Source organism: Actinopolymorpha sp. B11F2, assembly GCF_040195635.1.
Taxonomy (GTDB): Bacteria; Actinomycetota; Actinomycetes; order Propionibacteriales; family Actinopolymorphaceae; genus Thermasporomyces.
Genome location: NZ_JBEFTX010000001.1, coordinates 712142 through 728528, shown reverse-complemented (window position 1 = coordinate 728528; position 16387 = coordinate 712142). Strand labels below are relative to the sequence as shown.

Below are 16387 nucleotides of genomic sequence, written 5' to 3'. Positions count from 1 at the left end.
TGGATGGCTCGTCGCCCGCCAGTCGGGGTCAGGGAGTCGTCGGGCGGTGCAGGTCGGCCGGCAGCTCCTTGGCGGCGGCCCGGTCGAGCAGCCACAGGGTGCGCTGCCGACCGCGTACGCCGGCGGCCGGGATCTGCACGGGACCCGCCCCGGACAGGGCCAGGCGTACCGCCCCCGCCTTCTCCGCTCCCGAGACCAGGAACCACACCTCGCGCGCGGCGTTGAGCGCCGGGAAGGTCAGCGAGATCCGCGTCGGCGGCGGCTTCGGCGCTCCGTGGACCCCGACCACCGGGCGTTCGTCGTAGACGGCAGGACGTTCGGGGAACAGCGACGCCACATGACCGTCCGGACCGACCCCGAGCATGCAGATGTCGAACGCCGGAACCGGGCCGTGGTCCTCGGGACGCACCGCGGCGGCCAGCTCGGACGCATAGCGTTCCGCGGCCGCCTCGACCCGGGCAGCGTCATGCTCATCCGCGGACGGCATGGCGTGGATCCGGGCCGGATCCACCGGCACGTGGTCGAGGAGCGCCGCCCGGGCGCCGGTCTCGTTGCGTTCGGGATCGCCGGTGGGCAGGAAGCGTTCGTCGCCCCACCACACGTCCAGCCGTCGCCAGTCGATCGCATCGCGGGCCGGCGAGTTGGCGACGGCGGCAAGGCTGCCGGTCCCGATCCCGCCACCGGTGAGGACGACCGACGCCCTGGTCCGGCTCGCCTGGACGTCGACCAGCGCGGTGACGAGCCGGGCCGCGATGGCTTCGGCGAGCAGGTCCTTGGTGGCATGGACGACGATCTCGGGGGTACTCATCGCGAACCCTGGACCTCCGCCTCGCGCGTGGACTTGCGCGGATCGATGTCCGTGGCCCGCATGTGCAGCAGTTCCTCGACCGTCAGCGCATAGACGTCGTCCGGATCGAGCCGGCGCAGTTCCTCCGCGAGCAGTTCGGAGGTCTCGCGGCGTTTCAGCGCGACGTGGCGTTCGGGCTGATCGGGAATCGAGTACCGCGCCAACAGACCGTCGCCTCGGGTGATGGCGATGTCGCCGTCGTCGGTGTGGAGACGGGCCGCCGTGATGCCGGGGCCCTCGCTCGTCGTCACCGACGTCGGGATCCGCAGCCGCAGGGCCAGCCAGGCGGCTATCAGGTCGGCGCTGGCGTTGGACCGTTCGGCCTCGATGGTCGCGCCGACGACCCTGGCGTGCTTCTGGTCCAGTGCCGCGGCCAGCAGGGCCCGCCACGGGGTCGTACGCGTCCACGCCAGGTCCGTGTCACCCGGCGCGTAGCCCCGGCAGTGTTCGTGCAGCGCCTCGATCGGTCGTTCGGCCGCCGCCGCATCGGTGACCCGGCGACGGGCCAGCTGGCCGAGGGGATCGGCTGAGGGGATCGCGGGCGCCCTCCCGGGCCACCAGGTGACGACCGGCGACTCTGGCAGCAGCAATGGCATCGCCACCGAGTCCGGGTGCTGGGAGAGCTCTCCGTAGAGGCGGAGCAGCAGGCTCTCACCCGGACCGCTCTCGCCGCCCACCCGCACCTCGGCGTCGAGCCTCGCCGGGCCTTCGCCATTGCGCGGGATCACGCCGATGATGCGGGACGGATGCTCCTTCGCCGCCAGCATCGCGGCCTTCAGCGCGTCGTAGTGTCCGCTCTCGTCGGCCACCACGATGAGCGTGAGCACCATGCCCATCGCCGGGCTCCCGGCATTGCGACGCGCCTTGACCAGGGCCGACGCGATCTCGCTCGCACTCGTGTCCGAAAGATCGATGATCACAGCGCTGCTCCTTCACTCCGCACGATCGGCGCCCGGATCCCCTTGTCGTACGGGTATGGCTGTCGTACGGGTGGCTGAGAAGCCTCGCGCACGTCGCTCACGGTCGTCTCCAGGTGCGGCCGTCCCGGGCGAGCATCTCGTCAGCGCTGGACGGCCCCCAGGTGCCGGACGGGTACTGCTCGAGCTTGGCGTGTTCGGCCCAGAAGTCGACGATCGGGTCGAGGATCTGCCAGGACAGCTCGACCTCCTCGTGCTGGGGAAACAGCGGCGGATCGCCGAGAAGCACGTCGAGGATCAGCCGTTCGTACGCCTCCGGCGAGGACTCGGTGAACGCACCGCCGTAGGCGAAGTCCATCGTCACGTCCCGGATCTCCAGCTGCGTTCCCGGCACCTTCGAGCCGAACCGGATGGTGATGCCCTCGTCCGGTTGGATCCGCATCACCAGCGTGTTGTGGCCGAGCTCCTCGGTCGCGGTCGCCGCGAACGGCAGGTGCGGTGCCCGCTTGAACACCACCGCGACCTCGGTGACCCGCTTCGGCAGGCGTTTGCCGGTACGCAGGTAGAACGGCACCCCGGCCCAACGCCGCGTGTCGACCTCCAGCTTGATCGCGGCGTAGGTCTCGGTGCGGGAGTCCTTCGGGATGCCCTCCTCGTCGAGATAGGCGCCGACCTTCCTGCCACCGGCCCATCCGTCGGCGTACTGTCCGTGCGCCGTGTGCAGGTCGAGCCGACGCGGCAGCTGCACGGCAGCGAGGACCTTCTGCTTCTCGATCCGCAACGCCCGGGCGTCGAAGCTGACCGGCTCCTCCATCGCGTTGAGCGCGAGCAGCTGCAGCAGATGGTTCTGGATCACGTCGCGGGCCGCGCCGATGCCGTCGTAGTAGCCGGCGCGCCCGCCGATACCGATGTCCTCGGCCATGGTGATCTGCACATGGTCGACGTAGTTGGCGTTCCACACCGGTTCGAACATCTGGTTGGCGAACCGCAGCGCGAAGATGTTCTGGACCGTCTCCTTGCCGAGGTAGTGGTCGATCCTGAAGACGGCCTCGGGCGGGAAGACCTCCGACACGATCTGGTTGAGCTCGCGGGCGCTCTCCAGGTTGTGACCGAACGGCTTCTCGACCACGACTCGGCGCCAGTGCTCCGTCCCCTGGTCGGCCAGGCCGTGTTCCTTGAGCTGGCGTACGGTCACGGGGAACAGCTTCGGCGGCACCGAGAGATAGAACGCGTGGTTGCCGTTGGTGCCGCGCTCGCGGTCGAGCTCGTCGATCGTGGTGCGCAGGCGTTCGAACGACGGGTCGTCACCGAGCTCGCCCTGGACGAACCGGCAGCCCTCCCGCAGCTGCTTCCAGACCTCCTCGCGGAACGGCGTGCGCGCGTGTTCCTTCACCGCGTCGTGGACGACCTTTTCGAAGTCCTCGTTGGCCCACTCGCGGCGGGCGAAGCCGACCAACGCGAAGCCGGGCGGCAGGAGCCCGCGGTTGGCGAGGTCGTAGACGGCCGGCATGAGCTTGGTACGCGCCAGATCGCCGGTGACCCCGAAAATGATGAGGCCGCACGGACCGGCGATGCGGGGGAGCCGGCGGTCCTGCGGATCGCGGAGCGGGTTGGAGGGTGCGGGGCGGTTCTTCACCAGCACGGCCTCATCGGTCATGGACGACCTCTCCTTGGTCGGCGCTGTGCCCTCGTGACGACCGCACGTCGTTCGGTCATGGGCGCACCGCCTTGACGGCGGCGATGAGCTGGGCAAGGCCAGCTCGACGATCGGTGAGATGCAGGCGTACGACGGGTTGTCTGGTGGCGATCAGCACCCGGGCGTCGCCCGCGGCCTGGGCCCGCTGGAGCTGGCCGAAGGTGTACGGACGGTCCGGTACGGCGAGGTCCTCGGCCACCTCACCGGTGATCTGGACGAAGCCGCCGTTGCGGTGCCCGCCCTTGTGGTACTGCCCGGTCGAGTGCAGGAACCGTGGGCCCCATCCGAACGTCGTCTGGACGCCACTGGCCGCCGCGACAAGAGGGCGGAGCTCTGCCGCATCGGCCTCGCCGTCACGGTCGAGGTAGGCCTGCAGCGCGAGATAACCCGTCTCTGGGACGAGAACGTGCAGGGACGCGAAGAGCGCGGCGAGCGACTGCTCGCCGCGCAATGTCGAGGGGTCGCCGTAGACCTCGACCGCTCCCTCGGTCCAGGCGAGCGGCATCCCGTCTCCCGCCTCTGGCGAATCGAGCAGCGCCCGCGCCTGCTTCTTCGCCTCCTCGACGTTCGGCTGGTCGAAGGGGTTGATCCCGATGACCCGGCCGGCGATCGCGACGGCGGCCTCCCAGAGCTGGAACATCGCGCCGAGGGGTCCGCTGGTGAGGACCTGGCCAGGGACCTGGTGTTCAGGCGTGCCAATGGAGACCCTGGTGCCGGCACCGGCACCGTTCCAGCCGGGTGTCGTGGCCGACGTGCGGCCGACGTCGACGGGCAGCAACCCTCGCCCGTCCTTGCCGGTGGACTCGGCGACGAGCTGTTCGACCCAGGCGGGTAAGCCCCTGATGGGCGTGGCACCGTCGCCCAGCACGACCTTCTCGAGGCCCTGCTCGTGAGCCGCGGCGAGGGCGGCTGCCAGCGTCAGGGCGGGGTTGTCCGGGGTGGACTCGGCGAGCGCCGGAAGGATCGCCTCCGCCTCGTCGAGAAGCTCGGCCACGTCGGCTCCCGCCAGTCCGGCCGGCACCAGACCGAACGCGGTCAACGCGGAGTAGCGCCCGCCCACCTTGGGGTCGGCGAGGAACACCTTGCGATAGCCCTCGCTCTCGGCAAGCTCGGCGAGCGGAGAGCCCGGGTCGGTGACGACGACGATCCGGCTCGGCCCGTCGATACCCGCCTCGGCGAACGCCCGGAGATAGGCGCGGCGCTGGCTGTCGGTCTCGACCGTGGAACCGGACTTGCTGGACACGACCAGCACGGTCCGGTCGAGCCGGTCCGCGAGCGCCCGCCTGACCACGGCGGGGTCCGTGGAGTCGAGGACCGTCAGCGCGACGCCGGCGGTCGCCGTGATCACCTCGGGCGCCAGCGACGATCCACCCATTCCGGCCAGGGCGATGTGGTCGAGCCCTTCCTGGCGCAGCTCGGCGGACAGGGCGTCGATCTCGGCGAGCAGCGGCCGCGACGTGCGCGGGGAGTCGACCCAGCCCAGCCGGATCGAGGCCTCCTCCTGCGCCGCCGTACCCCACAGCAGGGAGTCGCCGCGGGCCAGTGCCGGCGCGACGTCGTCGTCCACGAGCGCCCGCAGGACCGCACCACAGGTGGGCTGGTCGACCTCGACACGGACGGCGTCGGTCACCGGTGGGCCTCCAGCTCCCTGCTCACCGACTCCAGCAGTTCCTTCCAGCTGGCCGCGAACTTCTCGACGCCCTCGTCTTCCAGGACGCCCACCACGTCGGCGTAGCTGATGCCGAGCGCCTCGAGATCGTCGATGACCTTGCGGGACTCGGCGTAGGTGTCGAGCACCGTGTCGCCGCGCGTCTCGCCGTGGTCGGCGTACGCCTCGATCGTCGCCTCGGGCATCGTGTTGACGACGCCGCGGGTCACCAGCTCGGTGACGTAGATCGTGTCGGGCAGGCTCGGGTCCTTCGTCGACGTCGACGCCCACAGCGGCCGCTGCGGGTGCGCACCGGCGGATTTCAGCGCCTGCCAACGGGCACCCTCGAAGACCTCTTCGTACGCCTGGAACGCGAGGCGGGCGTTGGCGATCGCTGCCTTGCCGCGCAACGCCCTGGCCTCGGTCGATCCGATCTTGTCCAGCCGCTTGTCGACCTCGGTGTCGACCCGGCTGACGAAGAACGACGCCACGCTGCCAATGCTCGACAGCTCACGGCCGGCCGCCTTTGCCTGCTCCATGCCGGTGAGGAACGCCTCCATCACCTCGCGGTAGCGCTGCAGGCCGAAGATCAGGGTGACATTGACGCTGATGCCCTCGGCCAACGCCGTCGTGATGGCCGGGAGGCCTTCGCGCGTCGCCGGGATCTTGATGAAGAGGTTCGGCCGGTCCACGAGCCACCAGAGCGCGCGCGCCTCGGCGATCGTCTTCTCGGTCTCGCGCGCCAGCCGGGGGTCGACCTCGATGGACACCCGGCCGTCGACGCCCCCGCTCGCGTCGTAGGCCGGCCGGAGGACGTCGCAGGCCCAACGGATGTCGTACGTCGTGAGCGCGCGGACGGCCTCCTCGATGTCGACGCCGCGGACGGCGAGGTCCCGGGTCTGGTCGGAGTAGACCTTCGCGTCGGACAGCGCTTTCGCGAAGATGGTCGGGTTGCTCGTCACGCCGACGACGTGCTTGTCGCGAACCAGCTCGGCGAGGTTGCCCGAACCGAGTCGCTGCCGGGACACGTCGTCGATCCAGATCGCCACGCCCTCGTCGGCGAGGGCCTTGAGTCGGTCGTTCATCTGGGTCCCCTTCTTTGTCTGCGATGGCGGCGCGGGTTGGCGCAACAGCCCTGGCGGGCTGGCCCGTCCCTACCCGCGAGCGGCGGCGATGCTCTCGCGGGCCGCCTGCGCGACCGTTTCCCCTGTCAGTCCGAACTCGGTGAACAACGTCTTGTAATCCGCTGAGGCGCCGAAATGTTCGAGCGAGACGATCCGGCCGGCGTCACCGGCGAAGCGGTACCACGGCTGGGCGATGCCCGCCTCGACACAGACCCGCGCCTTGACGCCGGGCGGGATGACGGTGTCGCGGTAGGCCTGGTCCTGCGCGTCGAACCACTCGACGCACGGCATCGACACGACCCGGGCGGCGACGCCCTCGGCCTCGAGCTGCTCGCGGGCGGCGACGGCCAGCTGGACCTCCGAGCCGGTCGCGATGAGGACGACGTCGGGCACCTGCTTTCCTGGAGCGTCGACGAGGACGTAGCCACCCCGCGCCACCTCGCTCGCCGGTGCGAACCCGGTGCCTCCCGAACGGTCGAACGTCGGGACGTTCTGCCTGGTGAGGGCGAGTGCCTTGGGCGCGTCGGAGTGAGCCATGACGTGCTGCCAGGCGGCCGCCGTCTCGTTGGCGTCGGCCGGGCGGACGACCTCGAGGCCGGGAATTCCGCGCAGTGCCGCGAGATGCTCGACCGGCTGGTGGGTCGGACCGTCCTCACCCAGGCCGATCGAGTCGTGGGTCCAGACGTAGATCACCGGCAGCTTCATCAGCGCGGCCAAGCGCACGGCGGGGCGCATGTAGTCGCTGAACACGAGGAAGGTGCCGCCGTACGGACGGGTGCCGCCGTGCAGGGCGATGCCGTTGAGGACCGCGCCCATGGCGTGCTCGCGGACGCCGAAGTGCAGGACCCGGCCGTACCAGTCACCGGTGAACTCCTTCGTGGAGTACTCCGGCGGGATGAACGACGGCTCGCCAGCCGGCGTGGTGTTGTTGGAGCCGGCCAGGTCCGCAGAGCCGCCCCACAGCTCCGGCAACACCGGAGCCAGCGCGGTCAGCACCTCACCGGACGCCTTGCGGGTCGCGACGTCCTTGCCCGGCTCGAACGAAGGAATCCGGTCCGTCCAACCCTCGGGCAGCCGGCGCGAACGCATCCGATCCAACAGCAGCGCCTGGTCGGGGTGATCGTCGCGCCAGGCCTGGAACGTCTCCTGCCATTCCTCGTGCACCTTCGCGCCGCGCTCGCGCAGTTGGCGGACGTGGGCGAGCACCTCCTCGTCGACCTGGAAGCTCCGGTCGGGGTCGAAACCGAGGACGCGCTTGGTGGCGGCAACTTCAGTGGGCCCGAGCGCCGAACCGTGCGCCTTGCCGGTGTTCTGGGCGTTGGGCGCCGGCCAGGCGATGATCGTCTTCACGATGATGAGCGACGGCCGGGCGGTCTCGGCGATCGCCTCCTGGTACGCGTCCCACAACGCCTGGACGTCCTCGACGTAGCCATCGGCGCGGCGCCACTCGACCGTCTGGACGTGCCAGCCGTAGGCCTCGTACCGCTTGGCGACGTCCTCGGACAAGGCGACGTCCGTGTCGTCCTCGATCGAGATCTGGTTGGCGTCGTAGAGCGCGATCAGATTGCCGAGCTTCTGGTGCCCGGCGATGGCGCTGGCCTCGTGGGTGATGCCCTCCTCGATGTCGCCGTCGCTTGCGAACACGAAGATCCGGTGGTCGAACGGGCTGGTCCCCGGCGCGGCGTCAGGGTCGAGCAGGCCACGCTCGCGGCGGGCCGCCATCGCCATCCCGACCGCGTTGGCGAGGCCCTGGCCGAGCGGGCCGGTCGTGGTCTCGACGCCCGCGGTGTGGCCGTGCTCGGGGTGGCCGGGGGTGCGGCTGCCCCACTGGCGGAGATGCTTCAGGTCATCCAGGTCGAGCAGGCCGGCGAAGAAGAGCTGGACGTAGAGCGTGAGGCTCGAGTGGCCACAGGACAGGACAAACCGGTCACGACCCATCCAGTCCGGGTCGGCCGGGTCGTAGCGGAGCAGGCGTTGGTACAGGAGGTACGCCGCGGGGGCGAGGCTCATGGCCGTTCCTGGGTGGCCCATTGCCGGTGTCTCGACCGCGTCCATGGCCAGCACCCGAACGGTGTCGACGGCGCGCTGGTCGAGATCGGTCCACTCGAGGCGGTTACTTCTGTCGTTGGCGCTCATGTGCGTCGATCGGCTCCTGCTCGCGGATGGAAAACTCTGTTGAACATCACCGATTCGGAGCCTACCCATGCTCCGTGCCGCAGCGGTGGCCGCCGCATGACCATCGGGTCTCTGGTCGCACCCTGTGCACGGATGGGCGACCTCCCGCTTCTAGACTGACGGCTGCTTTGTGTCCGGCCGGCCCGGTTGCCGGCGTTGCTGGTTTCGCTCCCGAGGTGTACGTGACAGCTGTCGGCTCCGAGTCCTCGCTGGGCGAACCACGGTCCTCGCTGGGCGAAACCGGGCGTTTGCCGAGCGAATCCGACACTTTGGTGACCGAACCGGCTGGCGTTGGTCCGGCGACGTGGCGCGACGTTGTCGGCGCCTACGTCGCCCTCACCAAGCCGCGGATCATCGAGCTCCTGCTCGTCACCACGATTCCGGTGATGTTCCTCGCCGCCGGGGGAGTGCCACCGCTCGGACTGGTGCTTGTCACGGTGGCGGGTGGGATCCTCGCGGCCGGAAGCGCCAACACCCTCAACTGCGTCCTCGACCGCGACATCGACGAGCGGATGCGCCGCACCCGGCGCCGGCCGCTGCCCAGGCACGCCGTAAGGCCTCGCGACGCGCTGTGGTTCGGTCTCGCGCTGGGTGTCGTCTCGACCCTGGTCCTCGGGCTGGCGGTCAACTGGCTGTCGGCGGTCCTCGCCCTGGCGGCCAACGCGTTCTACATCTGCGTCTACACCCTGATCCTCAAACGGCGTACGCCACAGAACATCGTGTGGGGCGGCATCGCCGGCTGCTTCCCGGTCGCCATCGGGTGGACCGCCGTGCGGGGGTCACTCGACTGGGCACCGTTGGCGCTGGTCCTCGTGGTGTTCTTCTGGACGCCGCCGCACACCTGGACGCTCGCGATGCGCTACCGCGACGACTACGCCGCGGCCGGTGTGCCGATGCTGCCGGTCGTCGCGACCGAACGCGCCGTCGCCTGGCAGGTCATGGCGTACTCTCTCGCGACCGTCGCGGCCTCCCTCGCTCTGTGGCCGATCGCCCCCACCGGGTGGTTCTACCCGGTAGCCGCCTCGGTACTTGGCCTGGTCGTCCTGGTGGAGGCGTACGCCCTGATCCGGCGGGTGGCGCGCGGCCGAAGCGGGCTCGACCTGCGTCCCATGCGGTTCTTCCACTGGTCCAACCTCTATCTCGCGCTGCTGTTCGTCGCCGTCGCCCTTGATCCGCTGTTGACCTGAGGAGGTCCGACCGTCGATGACTGTGCCGGCAGCCCCCACCGATCGGAACGAACCACAGCATTCGCCACTCCACCTCGACTGGCCCAACTGCCTCAACGCCCGCGACGTCGGCGGGCTCCCCACGACCGACGGTGGTCGGATCCGGGAGCGGGCGCTGGTGCGTACCGACAGCCACTCCAAGCTCACACCGGAGGGAATCGCCGCCGTCCATGCCTACGGCGTGAGCCGAATCATCGACCTGCGGCGGAACCGGGAGTGCGAGGCGGCGCCCAGCCCCTTCGCGGCCGACCCGCTCTACCGCAACCTCGAGGTCCAGAACCCAGCCGATCCGGACCACCAGGCGCTCGACCTCGCCGACATCTACCTCACGATGCTCGACCTGCGGCCGACGCTCTTCACGGCCGCCGTCGCGGCGATCGCCGACGCCCCGCCCGGAGCGGTCGTCGTGCACTGCGCAGGCGGCAAGGACCGGACCGGCGTCGTGGTCGCGATGGCGCTGCACGTGGCCGGCGTCGACGAGGAGACGATCGCGGCCGACTACGCACTGACCGAGGCGCAACTGGTCGAGGAAAGCGCGGCTTTCCTCGCGGCGGTCGAGGACCAGGAGTTGCGCGAGGCCTACCGCCGGCTCCAGCCCACGCCGCCGTCGAACATGCTGAAGGTCCTCGGTCACCTGGACCGGCGCTATGGCGGAGTCCCGGGCTATCTCGAAGCCGGCGGCATGAGCACCGCGCAGGTGGACGCGCTCCGGGACCGGCTCCGCGCCTGAACCAGTCCGGCGGGTGCGGGCTGGACACCTGTTGGCCCCGACGATGCTGACGGTGAATGACCACGCTGAGCATGCCTGGTGCCTGCAAATGACCACGCTGAGCATGCCAGTGGTCCCCGGAAAGGCATGGATGCATGTCCCGGCTACCACAGGCATGCCCAGCGTGGTTATTCACCACCGTCGCCGGGCCTACCCAGCGTGGTTATTCACCACCGTCGCCGGGCCTACCCAGCGTGGTCGTTCACCACCGTCGCCGGGCCTACCCAGCGTGGTCATTTGCGGCTCTCGCCGAGGTGATCAGCCGGACAGGGCGGACTCGACTTCGCCGACCTGCTCGGTGGTCAGGGTGATCGCGCCGGCTCCCGCGTTGGACTCGAGCTGGGCGAGCGTCGAACTGCTGGGAATCTGCGGTCCCATGCCGGGCAGCGTCAGGAGGTACGCGAGAGCCAGCTGGTTCACCTCGATGTCCCAGGACTCCGCCAGCTTCACCAGCTTGCGTACCGATGCCAGCCGTTCCGGCGTCGCGACCGCGGCGAGCTTGCCCTCGTCGTGCAGCCGGTCACCGGCACCCGCCCGGGCGGGGTCGAGGTAGCGGCTCGTCAACAGCCCGCCGGCGAGCGGGCTGTACGGGATGTAGGCGACGCCGTTGGCCGCACAGAAGTCGAGCACGCCGCGGTGTGGCTCCGTCTCCCGGCCGAGCGGGTCGTACTGGTTCTGCACGGCGACCGGTCGGCACCGCCGCGACAGACCCGACGCCACGTCGAGGTACGTCGCGAGCTGGTCACGACTGAAGTTCGACACGGCGAAATACCGGACGAGGCCCTGGCGTACGACGTCCTCGACGGCCTCGAGACTCTCCTCGACCGGCACCGTGTCATCGGGGCGGTGGAAGTAGAGCATGTCTACATAGTCCAGCTGCAGTCGCGCGAGCGACGCGTGGAGAGCGTCGAGGATGTTGCCGCGGGACAGCCCGCTGTGGTTGGGTGTCGCGCCGTCCATGCCGCCGTGGATCTTGGTCGCGAGAACGACGTTGCGTCGCTGGTCGGGGTTGGCGCGGAACCACCGTCCGATCAGGCGTTCGGAGTTGCCGGCGCCGGCGTTGTAGCGGTTGGCGGTGTCCCAGAAGGTCACGCCGAGCTCGATGGCCCGGTCGAAGATCGGGAAGGCCGCGCGTTCGTCGACCCGCGCGGCGTCGCCGGTGTCCGGATAGCCGAACTTCCAGGTGCCGAGCCCGATCACCGATGCCCGTAGGCCCGAGGCGCCGACGAGACGGTACGGCATCCCGTGGTACTCCTCGGCCATGAAGGGAACGTCGTAGAGATCAGGGCGGGGAGTCAGGTGGTCCATACGGTCCTCTCGGCAGACGTGGCGCAGGGGAGTACGCCGACGATGATGCCTGAATCGGCACGCGCTTCGGAAGGCGCTTTCCCACACCGGTCTCCCAGGACCGGGGGTGGCGGACGGACTGTGGGCGAGGTACGGACGGACTGCAGGCGAGGTGCGGACGGACTGTGTGGGCGAGGTGCGGACGGACTGCAGGCGAGGTGCGGACGGACTGCAGGCGAGGTGCGGATGACGCACGGGCGCGGTGCGCATGGCCTATGACCTGGTCCCTCGGGTGTCCTCGAGCGGCTGCTGGCTGGTGCACGGAGCCTGGCAGGCATGGTGAACGCCTGGCAATGGGTTCACGTGCACCGGCTGGCCCCTGCGTACCGTCGCGAATGCCACCAACCCACCCAGCCCACACAGCACGGCGCTGATGAGCATGGCGCGCCCGAAACCGGGCCCCAGTGGGCTGTCGGTCCCCGCGCTGACGCCAGCGACCGGGGGGAGGACCGCGACCGCGAGCAGGCCGGCCGTCCGGGCCACCGCGTTGTTGACGCCGGAGGCGGCACCGGCCCGCTCACCCGAGACCGATGCCAGCACGGTGGAGGTCAGCGGCGCGACCGTGATCGCCAGACCGAGGCCGAAGACGACGATCGCGGGGAGGGCGTGCGTCCAGTACGAGCTGCCCGGCACTATCCGCGCCATCAACGCCAGCCCGGCGCCGGCCACGATGGGCCCCAGCGTCATCGGCACCCTCGGCCCGACGCGTTGGGCGAGGGCGCCCATCCGCGAGGACAACAGGAGCATGAGCACCGTGATCGGGAGCGTGGCGACGCCCGCCGCGAGTGCCGTGTAGCCCAGCGACTGCTGCAGTTGTAGGGCGAGCAGGAAGAGCGCGCCGCTGAGTGCGGCGTAGACCGCGAACGTCGTGAGGTTGGCTCCGGTGAACTGCGACGAACGGAAGATGTCGAGCCTCAGCAGCGGATCGCGCCGCCGGTTCTCCACCAGCGGGAACGCGACGAGTCCGACGACGCCGAGCACCGCCGCCACCACGCCTACCGGCTCCCAGCCACGGGCCGGCACCTCGATGAACGCGTACGTCACACCGCCGAGCCCCACGGTGATGCAGGCGGCGCCGAGGACGTCGAGCCGGCGCGGAGCTGCGGGATCCCGGCTCTCCGGTACGTGACGCAGCGTCACCCAGAGTGCCGCTGCCGTAAACGGCAGGCTCAGGAGGAACACCCACCGCCACGACGCGGCGTCGACCAGCCACCCGCCGAGGAAGGGACCGATGGCCGACGAGACGCCGGTCAGCCCGGCCCAGAGCCCGACCGCGGCCCCCCGGTCCTCTCCCCGGATGCTGGCGTCGATGAGGGAGAGGCTTCCCGGAACCAGGAGTGCGCCGCCGACGCCCTGGACCAGGCGCGCGGCCACGAGGACCGGACCGGTCGGAGCGAGACCGCAGGCCAACGAGGCGATGGTGAACGCCACAAGACCCAGCGTGAACACCTTCCGCCGGCCGTAGCGATCGCCCAGGACCCCACCCAGGAGGAGCAACGCGCTGAGCGTGAGGAGATAGCCGTCGACGACCCACTGCTGGACCACGAGTCCGCCGCCAAGATCCCGGCTGATCGCCGGAAGGGCGATCGTGACCACGGTGCTGTCGAGGAACGCGATACCCGAGCCGAGCACGGTCCCCACGATCACCCACCGGCCGCGGCTGGAGTCGAGCGGCAACGACAGCCGCGCGGCAGGGGCGTTCGGTCCCTGCGGTGGCTGGTTCATCGGCGTCCCCCGGGATCGTTCCTGGCCCCACCATCGTGCGCGATCGACGGCGGCGAAAGTGCCAGGACGGACCGGATCGACTGAACGAGTCCTGGTCCGGGTACACTTCCACCCGACGGCCTCCGCCGTCTCTCCTGCGGGCGAGCCGCCCGCGTGGTCGCTTTCCGAGTGTTCCGTTCGGTCCGGTGCCTCAGTCGCCGGATGTCGTGCGAGCCTTCGACCGGAAGTCGCGGCCGCTTGTCCAACACGACGGAGCATTCCTTCTTCATGCCACAAAGCCCCAACACGTCCACGCCCCGTGCCCGAACCAGCTCGTCCTCGCGGTCCGGCAAGGGCCAGCGCCGCGACAACCCGAACTCCGCCCGCTCCGCGAACTCCGGTTCCCAGGGCGGTCGTCGTACGTATGGCAACCAGTCGTCCGGTGAGCGCCGTGGCGGAAGGTCCAACGACCGTGGCCGGTTCGCCCGACGCCAGTCCGCACGACCGGCGACCCAGCCGCGCCCGGTCGACGCCGATCGAGCCCGTGAGCGGGAGCTCGACGCCGCCCTCGACGCGGCCGCGCGGGTCGAGCCGGCCGATCTGCCGGAGAGCTTCTCCGACACCGACCTGCCCGAGCGACTGGCCGAGGCGCTGAGTCGTCGCGGCATCCGCCAGCCCTTCCCGATCCAGGCGAGGACCCTGCCCGACGCGCTCGCCGGGAGAGACGTGCTCGGCCGGGCGCAGACGGGCTCGGGCAAGACACTGGCGTTCGGGCTGCCGATGCTCGCCGCGCTCGCCGAAACAGTGCGGGAGCGGACGCCCGGCAACCCTCGCGGACTCGTCCTCGTCCCCACCCGTGAGCTGGCCCAGCAGGTTGCGGACGCGCTCGCGCCGTTGGGCCGGCGGCTCGGCATCGAGCTGACCACGGTCTACGGCGGTTCGTCGATGCGCCGTCAGGTCTTCGCCCTCCGTGATGGTGTCGACATCGTGGTCGCCACGCCGGGTCGTCTCATCGACCTGATCGAGCAGGGCGAATGCCGTCTCAGCGACGTCAGGATCAGCGTTCTGGACGAGGCCGACTACATGGCCGACCTCGGGTTCCTTCCGGCGGTGACCCGCATCCTCGACCTGACGCCGGCCGGCGGGCAGCGGATGCTGTTCTCGGCGACCCTCGACCGCGGCGTGAGCCGGTTGGTCGGCCGGTACCTCAGTGACCCGGCATTCCATGCCGTCGCCGCGGCAGCCGCACCGATCGAGTCGGTGGAGCACCGGGTCTTCACCCTGCGCCCAGAGGACAAGGTCGCGGTCGCGGCCGAGATCGCGTCCCGGCCCGGGCGTTCGCTGTTCTTCGTACGCACCAAGCACGGCGCCGACCGGCTGGTCCGGCAGTTGCGCCAGTCCGGCGTCGAGTCCGTCGCCATCCACGGCAACCTCAAGCAGGGTGCCAGGCGCAAGGCGTTGGCCGGATTCTCGGCGGGCTCGCCCCGGGTGCTCATCGCGACCGACGTCGCAGCCCGGGGTATCCACGTCGACGACGTGGACCTCGTGGTGCACTTCGACCCGTCGGCCGACCACAAGGACTACCTCCACCGCTCAGGGCGCACGGCGCGGGCCGGTGCGACCGGGACGGTCGTGTCGCTCGTCCACCACGACCAGCGGCGTGAGGTCGACCGGATGCACAAGCAGGCCAAGGTGAGCGCGACGGCCGTCGACGTCGAGCCCGGTCACACCGCGGTGCGCGACGTCGCCACCTCCGGCACGCCGATCGTCGTACGACCGCAGGCGACCGCCTCCGGCCGGCCAGCCCGCAGCGGTCGCCCCACCAACGGGCGGGGGCGCCCGAGCGGCAACCGGCGGGGCTCGTCCAAGAACTCCTGGCGTCCGCACGACCACCAGACCGCGGACGGTTTTCGCCGCGGACGCCCCAAGGGCCAGGTCTCACGCGGCCAGCAGGCTTCGTAGCTGGTCGAGCGAGGCGTTCGCGCCGGTACACACGATGCCGACCTGACGCCCGGCGAACCTCGGCGGATCGCCCAGAACGACCGCCAACCCGGCCGCGCCCGCACCCTCGGCGAGGGTGTGGGCGCGGCTCAGTAACAACCGCTGGGCGGCACGGATGTCGTTGTCGCTGACGAGGACGAAGCCGGCGAGACCGTCCCGCATCAGTTGCTGCGTCAGCGCGAAGCCGCGGCCGGTCGACAGCCCTTCGACCTCCGTACGGTTGGGGCGCTCGACCAGGTGCCCCGCATGCCAGGAGTCGTGCGCGGCCGGTGCGGCGTCGGACTGGACTCCGATCACCTCGATGTGCGGCGCGAGGGTACGCACCACCAGGCTGGCCGCGGCGGCGTTGCTCCCACCTCCCACCGGTACGACGATGACGTCGAGATCAGGTGCCGCCGTGAGCAGTTCGAGGTAGGCCGTACCGACGCCGGCGATCAGCGCGGGTTCGTCGGCCGGACTGACGAGCCGCGCACCACACCGGGTGGCGAGCAGCGTGGCGGCGGTCGCGGACTCCTCGAGCGTCGTGCCACGCAGCAGCACGGTCGCACCCAGCGCCTCGACCGCACGGTGCTTGGACTCGTTCGCGCCTTCGGGCATGACGACCGTGCAGGGCGCGCGGAACTCCCGAGCCGCGTAGGCGATCGACTGGGCATGGTTGCCGGTCGAGTAGGTCACCACTCCACGGTCGCGCTCGGCGGCCGGCATGGTGGCGAGCAGCGTCAGCCCGCCGCGGACCTTGAACGCACCGGTGGGCTGGACGTTCTCGTGCTTGACCACCACATGAGCCCCGCACGCCGCGTCCAGGGCGGGATAGGACCAGGCCGGTGTGGGCGGCAGGTGCGGCCGGAGCGTCTGACCGGCGCGGAGGACGTCGGTGAAGCAAGGTAGGCGCATGGCTCCAGGCTCCGGCACAGTTTCGTATTCGCCCAATGC

Annotated in this window: 12 protein-coding genes; 3 read left to right on the top strand and 9 right to left on the bottom strand. The window is 70.4% G+C overall.

The window, feature by feature from the left end; genetic code table 11:
* Positions 1-28: 28 nt before the first annotated feature.
* The 6 genes from pgl to tkt all read right to left on the bottom strand — a co-directional run bounded on the left by pgl (position 29) and on the right by tkt (position 8368).
* The gene (gene pgl, locus ABN034_RS03310; RefSeq protein WP_349689463.1) at positions 29-808 is read right to left on the bottom strand and encodes a 6-phosphogluconolactonase; all 780 of its coding nucleotides are present in this window, start codon (positions 806-808) and stop codon (positions 29-31) included.
* Positions 805-1767, bottom strand: coding sequence for a glucose-6-phosphate dehydrogenase assembly protein OpcA (locus ABN034_RS03305; RefSeq protein WP_349689462.1), 963 nt, complete (start codon positions 1765-1767; stop codon positions 805-807). Before ABN034_RS03305 ends, pgl begins: the two co-directional genes overlap by 4 nt.
* A 97-nt stretch (positions 1768-1864) precedes the next feature.
* The gene (gene zwf / locus ABN034_RS03300; RefSeq protein ID WP_349689461.1) at positions 1865-3421 is read right to left on the bottom strand and encodes a glucose-6-phosphate dehydrogenase; all 1557 of its coding nucleotides are present in this window, start codon (positions 3419-3421) and stop codon (positions 1865-1867) included.
* 55 nt (positions 3422-3476) lie between these two features.
* On the bottom strand, positions 3477-5090 hold the full coding sequence (locus ABN034_RS03295) for a phosphoglucose isomerase-related protein (RefSeq protein WP_349689460.1): 1614 nt from the start codon (positions 5088-5090) through the stop codon (positions 3477-3479).
* Positions 5087-6193 carry a transaldolase gene (gene tal, locus ABN034_RS03290; protein ID WP_349689459.1) on the bottom strand — a complete coding sequence of 369 codons (1107 nt, stop codon included), beginning with the start codon at positions 6191-6193 and terminating at the stop codon, positions 5087-5089. Before tal ends, ABN034_RS03295 begins: the two co-directional genes overlap by 4 nt.
* A gap of 69 nt (positions 6194-6262) precedes the next feature.
* Positions 6263-8368, bottom strand: a complete 2106-nt coding sequence (gene tkt / locus ABN034_RS03285; RefSeq protein WP_349689458.1) for a transketolase — start codon at positions 8366-8368, stop codon at positions 6263-6265.
* 287 nt (positions 8369-8655) lie between these two features.
* On the opposite strand from tkt, the gene ABN034_RS03280 reads away from it, so the two are divergent.
* Together ABN034_RS03280 and ABN034_RS03275 are read left to right on the top strand one after the other, a co-directional pair.
* Positions 8656-9594 carry a heme o synthase gene (locus ABN034_RS03280; protein ID WP_502878959.1) on the top strand — a complete coding sequence of 313 codons (939 nt, stop codon included), beginning with the start codon at positions 8656-8658 and terminating at the stop codon, positions 9592-9594.
* Between the two features lie 16 nt (positions 9595-9610).
* Positions 9611-10363 carry a tyrosine-protein phosphatase gene (locus tag ABN034_RS03275; RefSeq protein ID WP_349689457.1) on the top strand — a complete coding sequence of 251 codons (753 nt, stop codon included), beginning with the start codon at positions 9611-9613 and terminating at the stop codon, positions 10361-10363.
* Between the two features lie 297 nt (positions 10364-10660).
* On the opposite strand, the gene ABN034_RS03270 is transcribed toward ABN034_RS03275, so the two are convergent.
* Together ABN034_RS03270 and ABN034_RS03265 are read right to left on the bottom strand one after the other, a co-directional pair.
* Positions 10661-11710 (bottom strand): aldo/keto reductase, encoded by a 1050-nt coding sequence (locus ABN034_RS03270; RefSeq protein WP_349689456.1) that lies wholly within the window; start codon positions 11708-11710, stop codon positions 10661-10663.
* A gap of 252 nt (positions 11711-11962) precedes the next feature.
* Positions 11963-13474 carry an MFS transporter gene (locus ABN034_RS03265; protein ID WP_349689455.1) on the bottom strand — a complete coding sequence of 504 codons (1512 nt, stop codon included), beginning with the start codon at positions 13472-13474 and terminating at the stop codon, positions 11963-11965.
* Between the two features lie 267 nt (positions 13475-13741).
* Between ABN034_RS03265 and ABN034_RS03260 the strand changes: the two genes are divergently transcribed.
* Complete coding sequence (locus tag ABN034_RS03260) at positions 13742-15415, top strand: DEAD/DEAH box helicase (RefSeq protein ID WP_349689454.1); 1674 nt, start codon at positions 13742-13744, stop codon at positions 15413-15415.
* On the opposite strand, the gene ABN034_RS03255 is transcribed toward ABN034_RS03260, so the two are convergent.
* A complete protein-coding gene (locus ABN034_RS03255) occupies positions 15392-16348 on the bottom strand; it encodes a threonine ammonia-lyase (RefSeq protein ID WP_349689453.1) in 957 nt (318 codons plus the stop codon). The two genes, ABN034_RS03260 and ABN034_RS03255, sit on opposite strands and share 24 nt — an antisense overlap.
* Positions 16349-16387 lie beyond the last annotated feature (39 nt).